The organism is Streptomyces coacervatus (assembly GCF_029223485.1).
Classification (GTDB): domain Bacteria; phylum Actinomycetota; class Actinomycetes; order Streptomycetales; family Streptomycetaceae; genus Streptomyces; species Streptomyces coacervatus.
On sequence record NZ_JARHTP010000004.1, the window covers coordinates 493,962 to 512,386 of the forward strand.

Sequence of the window (18,425 nt, forward strand, 5' to 3'; positions counted from 1 at the left end):
GCGGCGTGACCTGGGGCGATCCGATCTCGTTGACCCGGCTATGAAGAAGATCACCGCGCTCGCGGCCCTCACCATGACGGGACTCGCGCTCGCGACCCCCGCCCACGCCGACAACGGCAACAACCCCGGCCCCCGCGTCTACAGCAGCCACCACAGCCCGTTTTCCTCCGCTCTTTGCAGGGAAGCCCTCACGCTCGTCCCCGTGATCGCGCCGGTGTCCGACCAAGCCCTGGAGGACGCCTGCAACAACCGAGAGCACGCCGACGAGCAAACGCAGCCAGTCCAGTAGTCCAAGCACTCCGGCTCCGCATCCCGTCGGCGGGCAACCTCCCCGCCGGCGGCGACCACTTCCGTACGACACGGCAGACAGACGGAGACGGGAGGCCCCATGCGCAGTAATGCGGCGATCTGGACGGCGGCAGTCGTGAGCGCGGCACTGATGACGGCGTTAGGGACGGCGGACGAGGCGGCGGCCGCCTCAAAAACCCTGGTCGTGGCCACGAACGGGGACGACTCCGCACCCGGCACACTCGCCCGGCCCCTCAAGACCATCCAGAAGGCGGTGGACCTCGCGGCCCCCGGGGACGTCATCGCCGTCCGCGGCGGCACCTACGCCCTGACCGACAACATCACCATCGCCACCTCGGGAACGGCGTCCCAGCCCATCACGCTGAGCGCCTACCAGGGCGAGCGGGTCGTGGTCGACGGCGAGCAACTGCCCGCCAGTCACACGCCGGTCGGCGGCAGCATCCCGCGGGCCGAGCGCGGGGCCATCCACCAGGAGGCCTCGTACTGGCGCATCTCCGGCCTGGAGATCGTCAACGGGCCGTACGGCATCTACTGCGACGGCTGCAACGGCAACGTCTTCTCCCACCTGTCCACGCACGACAACTACGAGACCGGTTTCCAGCTCCAGGGCGCCTCCAGCAACAACCAGATCCTGAACCTGGACAGTTACCTCAACCGCGATCCGCGCAAGAACGGCGAGAGCGCCGACGGCCTGGCCATCAAGGAGGGCAGCGGCACCGGCAACGTCGTGCGCGGCGCCCGTCTGTGGAACAACGTCGACGACGGTTTCGACGCCTGGAAGTTCGCCTCGCCGATCCTGATCGAGAACTCGGTCGCGTACGGCAACGGTTTCAACCGCTGGAACTTCCCGAACTTCGCGGGCGACGGCAACGGCTTCAAGCTCGGCGGCGGCACCCCGGCCCCGGCGGTGGCCCACACGGTCCGGGGCAGCGTCTCCTTCAAGAACGCGGCGCACGGCTTCACCGACAACGGCAACACCGGCGCCCTCAGCCTGACCCGTGACTCCGCCTACGCCAACGCCGGCACCGGCTTCGACGCCGACGTCTCCGGCGGGACCGCCACCCTCACCGCCAACCTGTCCGTCGCCGACGGCAAGGCGGCCGCCCTCGGCTCGGCGACCGTCTCCAAGGGCAACTCCTGGGATCTGGACGGCACTTGGAACGCCTCCTCGGTGCTGAGCACGGACCCGACGCCCCTCACGGGCCCGCGCGCGGCGGACGGCTCGCTGCCCTCGGCGCCGGCGTTCCTGGTGCCGCGGAGCGGGGCGAACATCGGGGCGCGGTTCTGACCCGGTGGTGTGAGGAACAGAGGGCATGGATCATGCTTCTCCCATGTCATCCCGGTTCCCCGCCCCTCGTACGACTCTGATCGGCGCGGCCCAGCAGCGCCCCTGCACGCTCGTCGTGTGCCGGGGCTGCTGCTGCGGCGACCCGCGCAAGCACCCCGGCACCGACCACGTGTGGCAGTTGGAGCGGCTGCGCGCTGCGGCGGCCGAGTCCGGCTTCCAGGTCCGTACGACCGACTGCCTTGGCCCCTGCGACCAGGCGAACGTCATCGTCGTACAGCCGTCGGCCGCGGGGCGCCGGGCCGGTGGCCGGGCCACCTGGGTCGGCTTCGCGATGGACGACGACTGCACCGAGGAGGTCATCGGCTGGGCGGCGGCGGGCGGACCGGGCATCGCCCAGCCGCCGGTCACGCTGGAGCTGCAGTTCATCCAGCCGCCGCGGGACGCACGGGTGCGCAGCCGTCGCTGACTCGACGCCCGATCCTGGACCCCTAATTGTTAATGGGATCCATTTTCATGTAGCGTCCTCGGTGCTTGCCCACCGAGGAGGTTTCCCATGGCTGTTCCCAAGCGGAAGATGTCCCGCAGCAACACCCGCCACCGCCGCGCCCAGTGGAAGGCGGCCACCCCGCAGCTCGTCCCGTTCACCCTCGACGGCGTCACCCATCTCGTACCGCAGCACCTGGTCAGGGCGTACGAGCGCGGGCTGCTGCGCCCCGAAGGCTGAGCCCGCAATGCCGTACGACATGCCGCACGACCGCCTGCCCGTCACCGTCCTGTCCGGCTTTCTCGGGGCGGGCAAGACCACGCTGCTCAACCACGTCCTCGCGAACCGCGAGGGCCTGCGGGTGGCCGTCATCGTCAACGACATGAGCGAGGTCAACATCGACGCCGCGCTGGTGCGCGGCGGTGAGGCCGCCCTCTCGCGGACCGAGGAACGTCTCGTCGAGATGACGAACGGCTGCATCTGCTGCACCCTGCGCGACGACTTGTTGGAGGAGGTCGACCGGCTGGCTCGCGAGGGCCGCTTCGACCATCTCCTGATCGAGTCGTCCGGTATCTCCGAGCCGATGCCGGTCGCGGCCACCTTCGCGTTCGCCCGCGACGACGGCGCGACCCTCGGCGATGTCGCCGAGCTGGACACCATGGTCACGGTCGTGGACGCGGCGAACTTCCTGCCGGAGCTGGAGGGCGGCGACGAACTCGCCGAACGCGGCCTCGCCCCCTACGAGGACGACGAGCGCACCGTCAGCGATCTCCTCGTCGACCAGGTCGAGTTCGCGGACGTCATCGTCCTGAACAAGCTGGACCTGGTGGACTCCCGGACCGCCGACCGGCTGCGGGCGGCGCTCGCCCGCCTCAACCCCCTCGCCCGCATCGTCCCGGCCACCCATGCGCGCGTGGACGTCCAACAGGTCCTCGGCACCCGCCTGTTCGACCTCGAACGCGCCCAGCAGGCGCCGGGCTGGGTGCGGGAGCTCAACGGCGACCATGTGCCCGAGACGGAGGAGTACGGCATCTCGTCGACCGTCTTCCGCTCCGAACTCCCCTTCCACCCGGGCCGGTTGTGGCAGTTCGTGACCGAGGACCTGGACGGCGGCGCATTCGGCCGGGTCCTGCGCTCGAAGGGCTTCTTCACCCTGGCCGGCCGCTCCCGGGTGACGGGCCTGTGGTCCCAGGCCGGCTCGGTGGCCCGCTTCGAGCCGTCGGCCGCGCGTGATCCCGAGGCGCCGTATGCGCAGGAACTGGTGCTGATCGGCGTCCAGTTGAAGGCGGACAGGATTCAAGCCGTCCTGGCGGACTGCCTCATGAGGCCCGGCGAACGCCTCCCTGACGTCGACCCGTTCCCCGCCTGGGACACGTACGGCATCGACGACATCTGCGAGCACGAGCAACAAGTCCGCCATATCCCGACTCCTGCCGACATCCTGGACATGGTCCGCACATCTGAGGATCCTCGTATCCGAGCGGTGTGACAGCGCGGCACGCCACCGTGGGCGCGCCCGCGACCGCGACGGGGGTGAGGGCGGTGGAGCCACACGCGGCTGCCGGCCCGGAGACGAAGTCCCGGGTGGACCTGGTTCTGGAAGGCGGAGGGGTCAAGGGGATCGCCTTCGTCGGTGCGTTGCAGGAGATCTGCGCGGGGCACACCGTACGGCGGGTGGCGGGTACCTCGGCGGGCGCCGTGGCCGGGGCGCTGCTGGCCGCCGGCTATACGGTGCCCGAGCTCGAAGAGACCCTCAGGGACATGCAGTTCGCGTCCTTCGAGGACGGCTGGGCACGCCACTTCGGCAAGCCCGGCTGGGCGCTGGCCTTCCTGCTGCACAACGGCGTCTTCAAGGGCGATGCGCTGCACGCCTGGATCGAGGAGCGTCTGGCCCGCAAGAACGTCGTGACCTTCAAGGACCTGCGGCACGAGGAGCCGGGGGACGATCCCGGCACGCCGCCCTACCGCCTGGTCGTCACGGTCAGCGACATCAGCCGGGGCCGGGAGCTGCATCTGCCCTGGGACTGTGAGCAGTTGTTGGGTGTGGACCCGGACACGCTGAAGGTGGCGGACGCGGTCCGGGCGTCCGCGTCCATCCCGTTCTTCTTCCGGCCCGTCCCCCTCAAATGCGGACCCGACCAGGGCTCGGAACGCCTCGTGCTGGTCGACGGCGGGATGCTGTCCAACTTCCCCGTGGCCCTCTTCGACCGCCATGACGGACGCCCGCCCCGCTGGCCCACCTGGGGGCTCAAACTCTCGATGAAGACCACGCCCGCCCAGGACTGGCGCCCCGCCGGCAATCCGGTCACGCTGATCCAGCGGCTGATCTCGACGATGACCGACGCACACGACCGGCTCCACATCGATGACCCGTCCGTGCAGGAACGTACCGTCTTCATCGACACCGAGTGCGTGCGCTCCACCGACTTCCAGCTCACCCGCGAGCAGGCCGACTACCTCCTGGCCCAAGGAAAGGACGCGGCCGGCAAGTTCCTGTCCACGTGGGACTTCACCCGGTGGCTGGACCGCCGGCACTCCGGGCCGGACGCGGCCGGCTGACGGCACCCGGCGACGGAGGAACCATGAGCCCTCGCGCCCGCCGGCACAGCCCCCTGCGCGCGCCGACTCGCCGTACCGGCAAGCCGGTTGCGGGAAAGCTGTCGGCGCTCCGTGTCCGGCCCGTCCGGCCCCGGAGCCATCCCTATCCCATCCCCCGGCGGCCCAACACCTGGCTGCACCGCGCCCAGGCCCGCCTGTGCGTCCTGCGGATGGAACTGGACGCCACCTACCCCCCGCCGGACCGGCCCGCCCGCGACGGCGTGCGGTTCGCGGTGCTGCAGACCGGGGCCGACTGCCTCCTCGACTCGGCGCAGAACCTGATCAAGGAGGCCGGTGAGCGCCGGTCATGGCTGTGGCGGCTGCGCAGCTGGTGGTCCGGGCACTCCTACGAAGGCACGCTGGCCTGTCTGCACGCCGCCGACGTCGCCGTCCTCGCCATGTCGCGGCCCCGCCGGGCCTGGCAGCGCCTCGACACGATCCTGGTCACCGCGCGTCCGCTGCGCCGAGGGGACCCGCGGCTCGCCCGGGTCAGGGCGCTGAAGTCCAAGCAGAATCCGGACGACGAGTGTCTGCCGTGGGCCCTGGCCGCGCTGCTGCAGGCCGCCTACGCCCTCCAGGAGGAGCGCGCGGTGCGCAGCCGCAACTTCCGCAACCGGCTCATCCGGGCCGGCTCGGTCCTCTGCCTCCTGCTCGCCGCCGCTCTCGTCGCGCCCCTGTGGGTCGACGGCGCCGTCCCCGTCTGCGAAGCGGGCCGCAACTGCCCGGACTCCCTGGCGCCCGGCGTACGCGAGGTCGGTGTCGTCATGCTGCTCGGCGTGCTCGGCGCCGCCCTGCATGTGGCGGCGCGGCTCCAGCAGATGGGCGGCAGCTGGAACCCGTACGGGCTGCCGCTGTTCCAGGAGCTGATCAAACTGCCCACCGGCGCCCTGACCGCGGTGACCGGGCTGGTGCTGGTGGACACCGCCGCCCTGCCCGTTATCCAGGCACCCGATGCGTGGCGTGGCGTCATGACCTACGCCGTCGTGTTCGGGGTGGCCCAGCTGGCGCTGACCCGCACCATCGACCAGCGCGCCGAGAAGCTCCTGGCGGCGGAGCCCGCTCCGGACGAGGTGAAGCAGCTGGAGAAGGCACCGGAGGATCACCAGGACATCATCTGACCGTACGTGACTGGACTTGACCCGTTGTGACCGATAGGGCGGGCGGGGCGGGAATGCCGTGGCCCGTCATGCGTTGAACTCCATGTGAGTTCCTTGATCGCCGCCACCCGCTTCTCCGTCCTCGACCGCTCCCGCACCCGCGAGGGGCACAGCGGCGCCGAGGCGCTGCGCGACACCGTGCGGCTGGCACAGGAGCTGGAGGGGCTCGGCTATCACCGCTTCTGGGTGTCCGAGCATCACGGGGTGCCGGGCGTGGCCGGTTCCGCGCCGACCGTGCTGGCCGCCGCCGTCGCGGGTGCGACGAGCACGATCCGGGTCGGCACGGGCGGTGTGATGCTGCCCAACCACCAACCCCTCGTCGTGGCCGAGCAGTTCGGGGTGCTGGAGTCCCTCTTCCCCGGTCGGATCGACATGGGGCTGGGGCGGTCGGTCGGCTTCACGGACGGGGTGCGCAGGGCGCTTGGGCGGGACAAGGGCGACGCCGAGGACTTCGGGGCACAGCTGGAGGAACTGCTGGGCTGGTTCCGCGGGACGTCCCCGACGGGTGTGCACGCACGCCCCGCGGAGGGCCTGACCGTGCCGCCGTTCGTGCTGGCCATGGGCGAGGGCGCCGCGGTCGCGGCCCGCGCGGGCCTGCCGATGGTCATCGGCGACCTCCGGGGCCGCGAGAAGATGCAGCGCGGCATCGACCACTACCGCACCCACTTCCGGCCCTCCCCGTGGGCGAGCGAACCGTACGTCGTCATCTCCGGCTCGATCGCCGTGGCCGCCACCCCCGAGGAGGCCCGGCGGCTGCTGGTCCCGGAGGCCTGGTCAATGGCGTACTCCCGCACCCACGGCACCTTCCCACCGCTGCCGCCCGCCGAGCGCGTCGAGGCCCTCGCGATGACCGCAAAGGAACGCGGCTTCTACGAGTCCGGGCTCGCCGGCCACCTCGCGGGCACCGAGGAGCAGGTCGCGCACGAGTTGGAGACGGTGCTGAAGGAGACGGGGGCGCAGGAGGTGCTGGTCACCACGAGTACATACGACCGGGCGGCGCTGCTGGACTCGTACCGGCGGCTTGCCCGTATCGCCTGCCGGTGGTGATCACTGTCCGGAAGCGGGCGGTGCCCGGGTTACGAGATGGCCCGGAGCCGGCCGCGCGGCCGGCTGCGGAGTTGGTCGACGGCCTGGGCAGTCTGTTCGTCCGCGGGCAGAAAGACCACCAACTGCTGGGCGTCCGAAGGGAGTTCGAGCATCTCGCGGGCCAGCCGAAGTTCGCGCCCGGACGGGTGGTTGAGACGGAGGGCGCCACGCTGCGGAACCACGTGCCGGTTCAGACGGCCCGTGAAGTCGGGGCCGGCAACGGGGGCGAGTTCGGCGGTGAACCACTCGGAACTCCCAACGGTGGGTCCGAGCCACAGGTCGAAGGCCTGCTGGTCGGCTACGTCGTCCCAGTCGGCGAAGAACGTCCGGGCGCGCGGGTCGGTGAAGACGTAGCGGGTGAGGTTCGGGGCGTCCGCGTCGAGCAGTCCGGCGCCGCTCATCACCGATTCGTAGCTGCTGGTGTGGGCGAGGACGTCACCCAACCGGTTGGTGACCACGGCAATGCCCGGCTCGAGGAGGCGGAGTGTCTCAAGGACCGACGGCCGGACCTGGCGGCGCGGTGGTGCGGGCTGGGTGTGAACGGAGCACTCGCCGCCGGTGATCTTCGCGAGGTAGCGCAGGTGGTTGCGCTCCTCGGGGTCGAGGCTGAGCGCATCGGCGAGCGCGTTCACCACCGCCACCGACGGGTTGCGGTCACGGCCCTGTTCCATGCGGGTGAGGTATTCGACGCTGATGCCGGCCCGCGCGGCGAGGTCCAGCCGCCGCAGGCCCGGCGAGCGGCGGCGGCCGTGCGTCGGCAGTCCCACCGATTCGGGCTGGATGCTGTCGCGCTTGGCCCGGATGAAGTCCCCCAACGGCGTGCCCATGGGGGGAGCATAAGACGCTGCCCGCCAATCTCGGAGGGCTCAGCATGGCCCTGTGGGGGCCAGCCTGAGCACGGTCTGGTTGGCGTCACGGCGCCGCGTGATCGTGGTGGGCATGAAGCAGAACAAGCACAAACTGGTGATCATCGTCGGAAGTGTCCGTGACGGACGGTTCGGCCCGGCCGTGGCCTCGTGGGTGGCCGAACAGGCAGGCGCTCACGGTGGTTTCGACGCGGAGGTCGTCGATCTGGCCGAGATCGACATCCCGTTGGCACTGCCTGCGGCGTCGCCGAAGTACGCCGGTGACGCCTACCCCCGTCCGGCCGGGATGGCGGCACTGACGTCTGCGCTGGAGGACGCCGACGCGTTCATCGTGGTCACGCCGGAGTACAACCACAGTTATCCCGCGTCGTTGAAGGCGGCCATCGACTGGCACTTCACCCAGTGGACGGCCAAGCCCGTCGCCTTCGTCAGCTACGGCGGCGCGGCGGGTGGCCGGCACGCGGTCCTGCATCTGGAGAACGTGCTGACCGAACTGCACGCGGTGACGATCCGCGACGGTCTCGCCTTCCCGAACTACTTCACCTCGTGGCAGGACGGTCGCCCCCTCGACCCCGAGGCCCCCGGCTACGCCAAGACGCTGCTCGAGCAGTTGGCCTGGTGGGCCGGTGCACTACGGTCGGCGCGCGAAGCCGCACCCTACCCGGCGTGAGCTGGGACGACGTCACACAGGCGACGCCGACGGCTTAGAATCGCGGCGTTTGTCCCCCGCCGCAGCCGAAGACCCGCACGGAGTTCCCGTTCATGCACGACCCACACGACCCCTACGTCCGCGTCCGCGGCGCCCGCGAGCACAATCTCAAGGGTGTGGACGTCGACATCCCGCGGGATGTGTTGACCGTGTTCACAGGGGTGTCCGGGTCCGGGAAGTCCTCGCTTGCCTTCGGCACCATCTACGCCGAGGCCCAGCGCCGCTACTTCGAGTCGGTCGCACCATACGCGCGCCGTCTCATCCACCAGGTCGGTGCGCCGAAGGTCGGGGAGATCACCGGCCTGCCGCCCGCCGTCTCCCTCCAGCAGCGCCGCTCCGCCCCGACGTCCCGCTCGTCCGTCGGCACGGTCACCAATCTCTCGAACTCCCTGCGGATGCTGTTCTCCCGCGTCGGCGACTACCCGCCCGGCGCCGAGCGCCTCGACTCCGACGCCTTCTCCCCCAACACGGCCGCCGGAGCCTGCCCCGAGTGCCACGGCCTGGGCCAGGTCCACCGTACGACCGAGGAGTTGCTGGTTCCCGACCCGTCGCTGTCGATCCGGGAGGGTGCGATCGCCGCATGGCCGGGCGCCTGGCAGGGCAAGAACCTTCGCGACATCCTCGACGCACTCGGCCACGACGTGGACCGTCCGTGGCGTGAACTGCCCGCCGAGCAGCGGGAGTGGATCCTGTTCACCGACGAGCAGCCGGTCGTCACCGTGCACCCGGTACGCGACGCCGACCGCATCCAACGGCCGTACCAGGGCACGTACATGAGCGCCCGCCGGTACGTCATGAAGACCTTCTCCGACTCCAAGAGCCCCACGCTGCGGGCCAAGGCCGAACGCTTCCTGGCCAGTGCGCCCTGCCCGGCGTGCGGCGGCAGCAGGCTGCGTCCGGAGGCGCTGGCGGTGACCTTCGCGGGCCGCACGATCGCCGAGCTGGCCGCGCTGCCACTGACCGATCTCGCGGGCCATCTGGTGGCGGGCGACGAGACCGCCCGCGTCCTCACCGAAGACCTCGACTCCCGTATCGCGCCCATCCTCGAACTCGGCCTCGGCTACCTCAGCCTGGACCGCTCCACCCCCACCCTCTCGGCGGGCGAGCTGCAACGGCTGCGCCTCGCGACGCAACTGCGCTCCGGGCTCTTCGGTGTCGTCTACGTCCTCGACGAGCCGTCCGCGGGACTGCACCCGGCGGACACGGAGGCCCTGCTCACGGTCCTGGAGCGGCTGAAGTCGGCGGGCAACTCGGTGTTCGTGGTCGAGCACCACCTCGATGTCGTGCGCGGCGCCGACTGGCTGGTGGACGTGGGCCCGCGGGCCGGCGAGCACGGCGGAGAGGTGCTGCACAGCGGCCCGGTGGCGGAACTGGCCTCGGTCCCTCAGTCGGCGACGGCCCGCTTCCTCTTCGACCGCTCCCCCGCTGCCGTACGCCAAGTACGCACTGCCCGCGGCCAGTTGAAGGTCGGCCCGGTCACCCGGCACAACCTGCGCGGGGTGACGGCAGAGTTCCCGCTCGGCGTGTTCACCGCGGTCACGGGTGTCTCGGGCTCCGGCAAGTCGACCCTCATCGGGGAGAGCACCGAGGACCTGACGGGCGTGGAACGCCTGGTGTCGGTCGACCAGAAGCCGATCGGGCGCACGCCGCGCTCCAACCTGGCCACCTACACGGGCTTGTTCGATGTCGTACGCAAGGTGTTCGCGGCCACCGACGAGGCGCGCGCCCGGGACTACGGCGTCGGCCGTTTCTCCTTCAACGTCGCCGGCGGGCGCTGCGAGACCTGCCAGGGCGAGGGGTTCGTCAGCGTCGAGCTGCTGTTCCTGCCGAGCACATACGCGCCGTGCCCGGACTGCGGCGGGGACCGCTACAACCCCGAGACGCTCCAAGTGACGTACCGGGGGCGGAACATCGCGCAGGTGCTGGACCTGACGGTGGAGAGCGCGGCGGAGTTCTTCGCGGATACCCCGTCGGTGGCCCGCAGCCTCACCACGCTGCTGGACGTGGGCCTCGGCTATCTGCGCCTGGGCCAGCCCGCCACCGAACTGTCGGGCGGCGAGGCGCAGCGCATCAAGCTGGCCAGCGAGCTGCAGCGCGGTCGCCGCGGTCACACCCTCTACCTACTCGACGAGCCGACCACCGGTCTCCACCCGGCCGACGTCGAGGTCCTGATGCGCCAGCTCCATGGCCTCGTCGACGCCGGTCACACCGTGATCGTCGTCGAGCACGACATGTCGGTGGTGGCGGGCGCGGACTGGGTGATCGATCTGGGTCCGGGCGGCGGGGACGCGGGCGGACGGATCGTGGCGGCGGGGACACCGACGGAGGTGGCGGGCGTGCCGGGGAGCGCTACGGCGCCGTATCTGGGCCGGGTGCTGCCGCCGCTGAAGGTGTGAGTGCCGCAGGGGCAGGGCCCGGTTCCGGCATCACAGGGATGCGAGCCAGGCCGCGGTCTCGTCGGGGTGCGAGAACCGGAGGGTGTGCAGGGGCGCGAAGCGCGGATCGCCGGTGCGCCGGGCGATCTCGTGGCGGCGTCCCGCGTGTTGCGACCAGGCCCACCACACCGGGTGTTCCTTGCTGAGCCAGCCCGCCCAGGTCTCCTTGTTGCCGCCGAAGACGGGCTCACGGGTGACCGAGCGCCGCAGCGAACGGCGCAGGACGCGGGGCATCACGACGCGCTTGCCGTAGTCCAGCCAGAGCACGGTGTCGGCCCGCCCCCAGAGCAGGTCACGGACTTCCGGGTAGCCCATCGAGTCGATGATCCAGCGGGGTTCGGCCGCGACGCTCGACACCGCCTCGGTCAATCTGTCATTGACAGCCCAGTCGGGACCGGTGAAGTACAGGGCGTCCATCTCGTGGTACGGCACGTCCAGACGCTCGCCCACGGCCTGCGCGAGCGTCGATTTCCCCGCACCCGTGACACCCACCACCAGGATCCGCTCCACGCGCGCACCCTACTTGACCCTGCCAGCACCGCTGACGCGCCATCGCCGAACGTCAGGCGGAATGACAGCTGAAGCCCTGCAGAGCCTTTCGCCGCGTAGGCGACCGCCCTTCACGCCCACAGCACGGACGCGGCTCCGAGCGGTCAACCGCTCGGAGCCGCGGTGTTGTCCCCGGACGCGTCAGTCGCCGGTGAGCAGACCGGCGACCAGGTCGCGGGGCAGGCCGTGGGTGTCGTGGAGGTAGCGGTAGTGCTCCTCGCTCAGCGGGCCTACGAACTCCCGCCGGGAGAGCACGCGTTGGCCGCGTTCGAGGAGACTGGTGAAGCGCTGTTCCTCGTCCAGGAGCACCTCGCGGACGGTGCCGGTGCCGCAGGTCTGGCGGAAGTGCTCCAGCGTGTGGTCCACGAGTTCCATGGGCAGGTCGGTGACGGTGCGTGAGGGGTCGTCGCGGCGAAGGGTGGTGAGGAGGCGGCGGATCAGGCGGCGCAGCACATAGCCGCGGCCGGTGTTGGACGGGCGTACGCCGTCGCCGAGTACGACGATGCTTGACCGCAGGTGGTCGCAGACGAGACGCGTCGATGGGACGGACAAGTCCCACAGGGGCGGGAGCAGACGCATCCACGGTTCGAACAGGTCCGTGTCGTAGACCGAACGGTGTCCTTGCAGGACGGTCGTCAGCCGTTCCAGGCCCATGCCCGTGTCGATGCCGGGCTGCGGCAGCGGGTCGAGGGTGCCGTCCTCGTTGCGGCGGTAGCGCATGTTCACGTGGTTCCAGATCTCCACCCATCGAGGGTCGGTGGTGGGGGTGCCCTGGGGCGGGGTGCCGGGGTCGCCGGTCCAGACGAAGATCTCCGAGTCGGGGCCGCAGGGGCCGACCGGCCCGTTGGACCACCAGTTCTCGTCGTCGGTCAGCTCCACGGGCAGTCCCAACTCCTGCCAGGTGCGCAGAGATTCGGTGTCGGGGCCGACCTGGTCGTCGCCGCCGAAGACCGTGACGTACAGCCGCTCCTGCGGGATGCCGAATCCGTCGCGCAGCAGCTCGTACCCCCAGCGCAGGCTCTGTGAATGGCCGTAGTCGCCGAGCGACCACGAGCCGAGCATCTCGAAGACCGTCAGGTGGGTGGGATCGCCGATCTCGTCGAGGTCGGTGGTGCGCAGGCAGCGCTGGACGTTGATCAGGCGCCGTCCTTGGGGATGAGGGCGGCCCTGGAGGTAGGGCGTGAGGGGGTGCATGCCGGAGGTAGTGAACAGCACCGGGTCCGAGGGCGGCGGCAGGAGGGAGCTTCCGGTGATGAGGTGGTGGCCGCGCTCACGGTAGAAGTCGGTGAACGTCCGTACGGTCCGGTCGGTGTTCATGGCGGTGTCCCTATCGGGTCGTGGGACCGGAAAGGACCGCGGGAGCAGCCTGCGAATCTGCGCTGAGGGTGGAAACACATCCCGGCGATCCGTTTCCGGCCGCCGGGGAAGGGTGGAGAGGTCAGGCGTCGGCAGCCGGGGAGCTGGTCGCTCGCGCGGCTGCGGTGGGAGTACAGCAGGTCCTGACGTTCATGGAACGAACGCTAACAGGGGGCGGTGGGGCCCGTCTTCTGGGTTTTCCGGGCATCGCGACCTTGGCTTTCCGGGTATCGCGTTAGGCTCTCGTGCCATGCGACTGACGGTTCTCGGCGGCTGCGGCGCCTGGCCCACGGCAGCCCAGGCGTGCAGCGGCTATCTCGTCGAGTACGACGGGTTCCGCCTGCTGGTCGATCCCGGCTACGCCACCCTGCCCCGCCTGCTGCAGCACCACACCGTCGACGCAGTCGACGCCGTAGTGGTCAGCCACGGGCACCCCGACCACTGCGCGGACCTCAACCCGTTGCTCCGTGCCCGCGCACTGAGCGACGATCCTCCCCCGCCCCTGCCCGTGTACGCCCCGCACGGGGCCCTCGACGCGGTGCTGGCGCTCGACAGGCCGGGCATGCTCGCACCGGCGTACCGTCTGCACGAGTTCGCCCCCGGCGACCGGTTCGCCATCGGCCCGTTCAGCGCCGCTACCTGGCTCCTGCCGCACTTCGTGCCGAATGCCGGCATCCGGCTCAGCACCCCGGGCGGCGTGCTCGCCTACACCGGCGACACCGGCCCCAGCGCCGACATCGTGCGCCTCGCGGAAGGCGCCGACCTGTTCCTGTCGGAGGCCACCTACATCCATCAGGTGCCGGCCGCCGACGCGCCGTACCTGCTGACCGCACGGCTGGCCGGCCAGTACGCCCGCCAGGCGGGCGCCGCCCGGCTCCTGCTCACCCACCTGTGGCCGGGCACGGATGCGACGGCCGCACGGGAGGCGGCCGCGGAGTACTTCGAGCGGCCGGTCGACGTCGCCGCCCCGGACCTCGTCACCGGGGCGACCTCCTGATCCTGGCGGAGCGGGACGAGAGGCTTTGAGGCCGGCCTCCGCCAATCAGTGACGGAGGCCGGCTTCGTGGCGCTGACAAGGAAATACGCACCTCGCGTCCCTCCTGTCTCATGTTCCTCCGGGGGACTCTTTGACCACGACATCGTCCGGCGGCCGTCACAGACGCCGGATACACATCGCCCTGCCCGTCGTCGCCGCCGCTGTCGCCGCGGCCGTCGCCGCCGCGCTGCTGACCTCCTCCGCCAGTGCGGCCACCGCCGTGCCGACCCCGACGGTCAAGCCGGCCATCGCCTCGCCCTCGCTCTCCACCCTGAAGAAGCGCATCACGGGCGCCCTCGCCGGCGACGCCACCGCGGGTGGGACGGCCAAGGCGTCGTCGCTGAGCTCCGGCACGAACACGGCGAGCGCCGAACCGATGATCATCGGCGGTACCGACCGACATCCTGTGGGTGGACTCCGGCGGGACAATGTGGATCTACCCGGGCAGGGGCAACGGCACCTTCGGCTCCCGCCACTCGGTCCGCACCGGCTGGAACCAGTACAACTCCGTGCGCGGCCACGGCGACCTCACCCATGATGGCAAGTCCGGCTCCGAGGCCTTCTCCTCCCGGATCAAGGTGCGCAGCGCCTGGACCGGCTGCAACGCCTTCGACCCGGTCGGGGACGTCAACGGCGACGGCTTGGCCGACCTCCTGGCCCGCACCCCCGGCGGCACGCTCTACCTCTACAAGGGCACCGGAAGGCGACCACCGAGAGATCTTTGCCGGCCGGGTCTCGGTCGGCACCGGTTTCGAGCAGTACGACCTCTGGGGCTGAACCCGCAGGCGAGCGAGGCTCACCTCCGTCAGCGCCCATAGAGACCGTCCATGCGGCCGCGTGCCAGGGCCGGGCCGCTGACGGTGGCCAGCACGGCCGCGGGCTTGGCGGTGTCCAGGTTTGTGCCGCCCTGCGCCGAGGTGATTGCGGTGGGCAGGGCGAACAGCTGGAAGACGTACCGGTGCAGGCCGTGTCCCTTGATCGGTTCGGGGCCCAGGTAGCCGCGCCCCATTCCTGAGCGAAGTACTCGCACTCCCTTGACGGAACTCCCTGTGTTCAAGGCTCCGGTGGGCAGCGTGACGAGATCGGGATCGAGCAGGGCGACGCAGTGGACGAACGGGGTGCGGGTGGGAGAGTCGATGTCCTGGACAACCAGCAGAAGTTGGGCGGTGTCGTCGGGTGTGCCGCTCCAGGCCAGAGCGGGAGAGCGGTTCTCGCCGCCTGCGCGCTTGCCGACATGGACCTTGGGGATGACGCTCTCGTGCTGGAAGTCGGGGCTGCGCAGGTCCAGCGCCTCGGGTCCGGCCAGGGCGGGGAGGTGCCAAGCCAGCTTGGCTTCGCCGGCGCGCTTGTTCTTCAGCAGGGTTCCCAGGATCGTCATGGTGTTTCCTTGTCACTTGCCCGTGTGGACTGGAAGGTCGTGGCCGACGCCGTGCGCCTTGGTGCCGGTCGGGCCGGGTCCCTCACCAGCGGACGGCCGTGAAGTCGATCGGCGCGGGGCGCAGCAGGCGCGTGCGTGCTGCCAGGGCCTGCAGTCGCCGGGACATCTCGTCGGCGGCCAGCCGGTGGCGGTCGCCGTGGCCCGGCAGGATCCATTCGAAGCGCAGCCGTCCGGCCGTCCTGGCCAAGGATGCGGCCAACTCCTCGATGGAGTACCAGGTCACGCTCTGCACGACTTCCAGATCACCGGTGGCGCGTGACCAGTACAAGCTGTCTCCGCTGAAGCAGTACCGGTCATCCGCGAGGTAGAGCACGCTGCCCCTGGTGTGGCCGGGCAGTGGATGGGCGGTGACCCCGTCGCCGATCTGCAGAGGTTCAAGGCCCCGGATCACATGATCCGCGTCCGGTGCCGCGTCGAGGTCGCCCTCGTGGATCCACAGCCGGGCGCCGAAGTGGTCCGCATAGCGTCGGCCGTGTGCGGCGTGGTCCCGGTGGGTGAGCAGCACATCGGTGACGGGGCCCGATGCCGCGTAACGCTCGGCGAGTTCACGGCTCCAGCGGGGCGTGTCGATCATCATGGCCGTGCCGGACGGCCGTAACAGCAGGTAGGAGTTGGCCCCGGCGGTGTGCCGGGAATTGTGCCCGCACAGCAGTAAGCCGTCGTCCAAGGCCATCGGGAAAGGGTCGAGCGTCTGGTCCGGCCGCCCGGCCGCCGGGCGGATCGAGCGGGTGGGGCAGGCGAAGGCGGCCGCGTGAAGGCGCCGTAATTCCGCCTCGTCGTTCGGCGGGTGCAGGATCTGCGACCGTCCGCCGGCCTCGCCGATCAGGCCGGGCGCGAGCTGTCGGGCGGCATCGCAGTTGATGCAGCGGTCGTCCACGTACCAGGCATCCATGGCCGGACTCCTTATACAATACCTGCATCACTAAGTATCTTAATCATGAAGGTAAATGGAGTCATGGATGCCCGTCAAACCGCAGGACGACCAGAGTGACGAACTGGCCAACCGGATCATCGCGTCCATGACGGACCTCGCCGGAGCCCTGGGACGCCTGAACGACCTGATCGCCCAGCATCTCGGCATCGCGCAGACCGACCTGCTCTGCCTGCACGTACTCAACCGCGCCGGAGCCTCCACCGCCGGCGCACTCGCCTCTCGACTCGGGCGCACCACCGGCGCGGTCACGCACATGATCGACCGCCTGGAGAAGGCCGGATACGTCCGGCGCCAACCGGACCCGCACGACCGCCGCCGCGTACTCGTCGAGGCCTGGGCCCCAGGACTCGAACGGATCGCTTCGTTCTACGAAGGGCTCGACGCCCGCAGCCGTCGACTGATGGCCACCTTCGACGGCGACCAACTGGCGGCGATCCACGCCTTCCTGCTGGGCAGTTACGAGAGTGCCGCCGAAGAGTGCGATCACCTGATCCGGTAGCAGGGGCCCGCCTCGCGCCGAGGCCTTCTAGGCCACCAACGCCGCGTGGATCCAGTCCGCTTGGGCCGTGGCCCCCGGCTGGGCCGCGCGGGCGAGTGAGCGCCGGTCCGGGTGGCTGCCCGGCGCGATGGCGTCCCGTACGTCGACCTCGGCCACCAGCCCGCGCGCCGTCACCACCCGCCACACCGAGGCCAGCAGCGAGTCGTCGCCGATGAAGGCGGGCGCCGTGCTGGCCGTACCCCCGGCGATCCGGTAGCGCAGACGTACCGGCTGCACGGGCACGTTCGCGTCGAGGGCGGCCTGGAAGACGGCCCGCCGGAAGTTGCCCTGGGCGCGTCCGCACCAGGTGCTGCCCTCGGGGAAGACCCCGACGGCCTGCCCGGCGCGCAGCGCGTCGGCGATACGGGCGACCGTGCCGGGGAGGGCGCGGAGCCGGTTGCGGTCGATGAACAGGGCGGCTCGGGCGGCCACCGGGCCCGCCACGGGCCAGTCCCGGATGTCGGACTTGGCGAGCATGCGGGCCGGGCGGACGGCGGCGAGCAGCGGGATGTCCAGCCAGGAGATGTGGTTGGCGACCAGCAGCAGTCCGCCGGTGGGCGCGGCGGTGCCGGTCATACGGACCTGGACCCCTGCGGCCCGCACGATCCACCGGCACCACCGCTTCACCAGCTCGGCGGGGATCCGCCCGCCGAGCGGCGACAGCACGACCCCGGCGAGCACCAGGGCAAGGACCGCCGCCATCCGCAGCACGGCACGTGGTACGGCCGTGGCGGACCCCGTCGCCTCGATGCAGGCCCCCGGGGTGCAGGGCGCGCTGGGCTGCCAGACGCTCATCAGGCCGGCACGAGGGAGAGGAAGTGCCGCAGATAGCGCGGGTTGACCCGGCGCATCGACAGCAGCACATACAGGTCGGCGACCCCGAAGTCCGGGTCGTGGGCGGGCTGCGCGCACACCCAGGCGCCGAGGCGGAGGTAGCCGCGCAGCAGGGCGGGCAGTTCGGTGGCGGCGGCGGGCGTGGCGGCGTCGGGGACCCAGGGCAGCAGCGGCCGTACCCGGTACTCCTCGGGGGCCAGGTACTTGCCCCGCACCTTCTCCCAGGTGGCGGAGGCGAGCGCACCGCCGTCGGCGAGCGGGATGGAGCAGCAGCCGGCCAGCCACTCGTGGCCTCGGTCCACCATGTAGCGGGCGATCCCGGCCCAGATGAGGCCGATGACGGCGCCGTCGCGGTGGTCGGGGTGGACGCAGGAGCGGCCGACCTCGACCAGGCCGGGCCGGATCGCATCGAGCGCGGTCAGGTCGAACTCGCCCTCGGAGTACAGCCGTCCGGCGACCGCGGCGCGCTCCGGCGGCAGCAGCCGGTAGGTGCCGACGACCTGGCCGGTCACCTCCTCACGCACCAGCAGATGGTCGCAGTACGCGTCGAAGGCGTCGATGTCGTAGCCGGGCTGCGGGGTGGCCAGCAGGGCGCCCATCTCCCCGGCGAAGACCTCGTGCCGCAGCCGCTGGGCAGCACGCACGTCGGCCTCGTCGCGGGCGATGGTGACGGTGTAGCGGGTGGGTGCGGCGGGCTTCGGGGGACGGTCGAGGGTGGTTACGCCGGTCATGGTTCTCTCCTGGTCAACGGCCGGGGACGGCGGAGCAACGCGCGGGCCGGTGCCGTAGGTCCGGCCTCAACAGTTCT

21 protein-coding genes are annotated in these 18,425 nt (G+C 70.8%); 13 read left to right on the forward strand and 8 right to left on the reverse strand.

Features of this window, described 5'->3' with window-relative positions:
- The first annotated feature begins 40 nt into the window (after window positions 1–40).
- The 8 genes from P2Q00_RS13150 (at window position 41) to P2Q00_RS13185 (ending at window position 6,883) form a co-directional block, all read left to right on the forward strand.
- On the forward strand, window positions 41–289 hold the full coding sequence (locus P2Q00_RS13150) for a hypothetical protein (RefSeq protein WP_275772572.1): 249 nt from the start codon (window positions 41–43) through the stop codon (window positions 287–289).
- A 99-nt stretch (window positions 290–388) separates the two neighbouring features.
- Complete coding sequence (locus tag P2Q00_RS13155; RefSeq protein ID WP_275772574.1) at window positions 389–1,597, forward strand: right-handed parallel beta-helix repeat-containing protein; 1,209 nt, start codon at window positions 389–391, stop codon at window positions 1,595–1,597.
- Window positions 1,598–1,640: 43 nt separating this feature from the next.
- A complete protein-coding gene (locus P2Q00_RS13160; RefSeq protein WP_275772576.1) occupies window positions 1,641–2,063 on the forward strand; it encodes a (2Fe-2S) ferredoxin domain-containing protein in 423 nt (140 codons plus the stop codon).
- Window positions 2,064–2,150: 87 nt separating this feature from the next.
- Window positions 2,151–2,321: a 50S ribosomal protein L32 gene (rpmF, locus tag P2Q00_RS13165; protein WP_275772578.1), complete on the forward strand. Its 171-nt coding sequence runs from the start codon at window positions 2,151–2,153 to the stop codon at window positions 2,319–2,321.
- 19 nt (window positions 2,322–2,340) lie between these two features.
- Window positions 2,341–3,570: a GTP-binding protein gene (locus P2Q00_RS13170; RefSeq protein ID WP_275772580.1), complete on the forward strand. Its 1,230-nt coding sequence runs from the start codon at window positions 2,341–2,343 to the stop codon at window positions 3,568–3,570.
- Entirely contained in the window at window positions 3,567–4,640 is a 1,074-nt protein-coding gene (locus tag P2Q00_RS13175; protein WP_275772582.1) for a patatin-like phospholipase family protein, read from the forward strand. The genes P2Q00_RS13170 and P2Q00_RS13175 overlap by 4 nt, the downstream gene beginning before the upstream one ends.
- 23 nt (window positions 4,641–4,663) lie before the next feature.
- Complete coding sequence (locus tag P2Q00_RS13180; protein WP_275772584.1) at window positions 4,664–5,797, forward strand: hypothetical protein; 1,134 nt, start codon at window positions 4,664–4,666, stop codon at window positions 5,795–5,797.
- A gap of 84 nt (window positions 5,798–5,881) precedes the next feature.
- The gene (locus P2Q00_RS13185) at window positions 5,882–6,883 is read left to right on the forward strand and encodes an LLM class flavin-dependent oxidoreductase (RefSeq protein WP_275772586.1); all 1,002 of its coding nucleotides are present in this window, start codon (window positions 5,882–5,884) and stop codon (window positions 6,881–6,883) included.
- Window positions 6,884–6,912: 29 nt separating this feature from the next.
- Here the strand turns inward: P2Q00_RS13185 and P2Q00_RS13190 are convergent, their stop codons facing one another.
- Window positions 6,913–7,749, reverse strand: a complete 837-nt coding sequence (locus tag P2Q00_RS13190; protein ID WP_275772588.1) for a helix-turn-helix domain-containing protein — start codon at window positions 7,747–7,749, stop codon at window positions 6,913–6,915.
- 112 nt (window positions 7,750–7,861) lie between these two features.
- On the opposite strand from P2Q00_RS13190, the gene P2Q00_RS13195 reads away from it, so the two are divergent.
- Both P2Q00_RS13195 and P2Q00_RS13200 read left to right on the forward strand, forming a co-directional pair.
- Window positions 7,862–8,458 (forward strand): NADPH-dependent FMN reductase, encoded by a 597-nt coding sequence (locus tag P2Q00_RS13195; RefSeq protein ID WP_275772590.1) that lies wholly within the window; start codon window positions 7,862–7,864, stop codon window positions 8,456–8,458.
- Window positions 8,459–8,550: 92 nt separating this feature from the next.
- The gene (locus tag P2Q00_RS13200; protein WP_275772592.1) at window positions 8,551–10,893 is read left to right on the forward strand and encodes an ATP-binding cassette domain-containing protein; all 2,343 of its coding nucleotides are present in this window, start codon (window positions 8,551–8,553) and stop codon (window positions 10,891–10,893) included.
- A gap of 30 nt (window positions 10,894–10,923) precedes the next feature.
- On the opposite strand, the gene P2Q00_RS13205 is transcribed toward P2Q00_RS13200, so the two are convergent.
- Window positions 10,924–11,442 carry a P-loop NTPase family protein gene (locus P2Q00_RS13205; protein ID WP_275772594.1) on the reverse strand — a complete coding sequence of 173 codons (519 nt, stop codon included), beginning with the start codon at window positions 11,440–11,442 and terminating at the stop codon, window positions 10,924–10,926.
- 180 nt (window positions 11,443–11,622) lie between these two features.
- The gene (locus P2Q00_RS13210) at window positions 11,623–12,798 is read right to left on the reverse strand and encodes an alanine--tRNA ligase-related protein (protein ID WP_275772596.1); all 1,176 of its coding nucleotides are present in this window, start codon (window positions 12,796–12,798) and stop codon (window positions 11,623–11,625) included.
- 289 nt (window positions 12,799–13,087) lie between these two features.
- Here P2Q00_RS13210 and P2Q00_RS13215 point away from each other — a divergent pair, with 289 nt between their 5' ends.
- Entirely contained in the window at window positions 13,088–13,834 is a 747-nt protein-coding gene (locus P2Q00_RS13215) for an MBL fold metallo-hydrolase (protein ID WP_275772598.1), read from the forward strand.
- A gap of 156 nt (window positions 13,835–13,990) precedes the next feature.
- Here P2Q00_RS13215 and P2Q00_RS13220 read toward each other — a convergent pair whose 3' ends face one another.
- Window positions 13,991–14,257 carry a hypothetical protein gene (locus P2Q00_RS13220; RefSeq protein WP_275772600.1) on the reverse strand — a complete coding sequence of 89 codons (267 nt, stop codon included), beginning with the start codon at window positions 14,255–14,257 and terminating at the stop codon, window positions 13,991–13,993.
- Between the two features lie 44 nt (window positions 14,258–14,301).
- On the opposite strand from P2Q00_RS13220, the gene P2Q00_RS13225 reads away from it, so the two are divergent.
- Window positions 14,302–14,691 (forward strand): FG-GAP repeat protein, encoded by a 390-nt coding sequence (locus P2Q00_RS13225; protein ID WP_338059311.1) that lies wholly within the window; start codon window positions 14,302–14,304, stop codon window positions 14,689–14,691.
- Here P2Q00_RS13225 and P2Q00_RS13230 read toward each other — a convergent pair.
- On the reverse strand, window positions 14,679–15,251 hold the full coding sequence (locus P2Q00_RS13230) for a YbhB/YbcL family Raf kinase inhibitor-like protein (protein WP_275772602.1): 573 nt from the start codon (window positions 15,249–15,251) through the stop codon (window positions 14,679–14,681). The genes P2Q00_RS13225 and P2Q00_RS13230 overlap by 13 nt on opposite strands.
- A gap of 82 nt (window positions 15,252–15,333) precedes the next feature.
- Window positions 15,334–16,203 carry an MBL fold metallo-hydrolase gene (locus P2Q00_RS13235; protein ID WP_275772604.1) on the reverse strand — a complete coding sequence of 290 codons (870 nt, stop codon included), beginning with the start codon at window positions 16,201–16,203 and terminating at the stop codon, window positions 15,334–15,336.
- Between the two features lie 67 nt (window positions 16,204–16,270).
- Between P2Q00_RS13235 and P2Q00_RS13240 the strand changes: the two genes are divergently transcribed.
- Window positions 16,271–16,744 carry a MarR family winged helix-turn-helix transcriptional regulator gene (locus tag P2Q00_RS13240; RefSeq protein WP_275772605.1) on the forward strand — a complete coding sequence of 158 codons (474 nt, stop codon included), beginning with the start codon at window positions 16,271–16,273 and terminating at the stop codon, window positions 16,742–16,744.
- Window positions 16,745–16,771: 27 nt separating this feature from the next.
- On the opposite strand, the gene P2Q00_RS13245 is transcribed toward P2Q00_RS13240, so the two are convergent.
- Complete coding sequence (locus tag P2Q00_RS13245) at window positions 16,772–17,578, reverse strand: lysophospholipid acyltransferase family protein (RefSeq protein ID WP_275772606.1); 807 nt, start codon at window positions 17,576–17,578, stop codon at window positions 16,772–16,774.
- Complete coding sequence (locus P2Q00_RS13250) at window positions 17,578–18,348, reverse strand: GNAT family N-acetyltransferase (protein ID WP_275772608.1); 771 nt, start codon at window positions 18,346–18,348, stop codon at window positions 17,578–17,580. The genes P2Q00_RS13245 and P2Q00_RS13250 overlap by 1 nt, the downstream gene beginning before the upstream one ends.
- Window positions 18,349–18,425 lie beyond the last annotated feature (77 nt).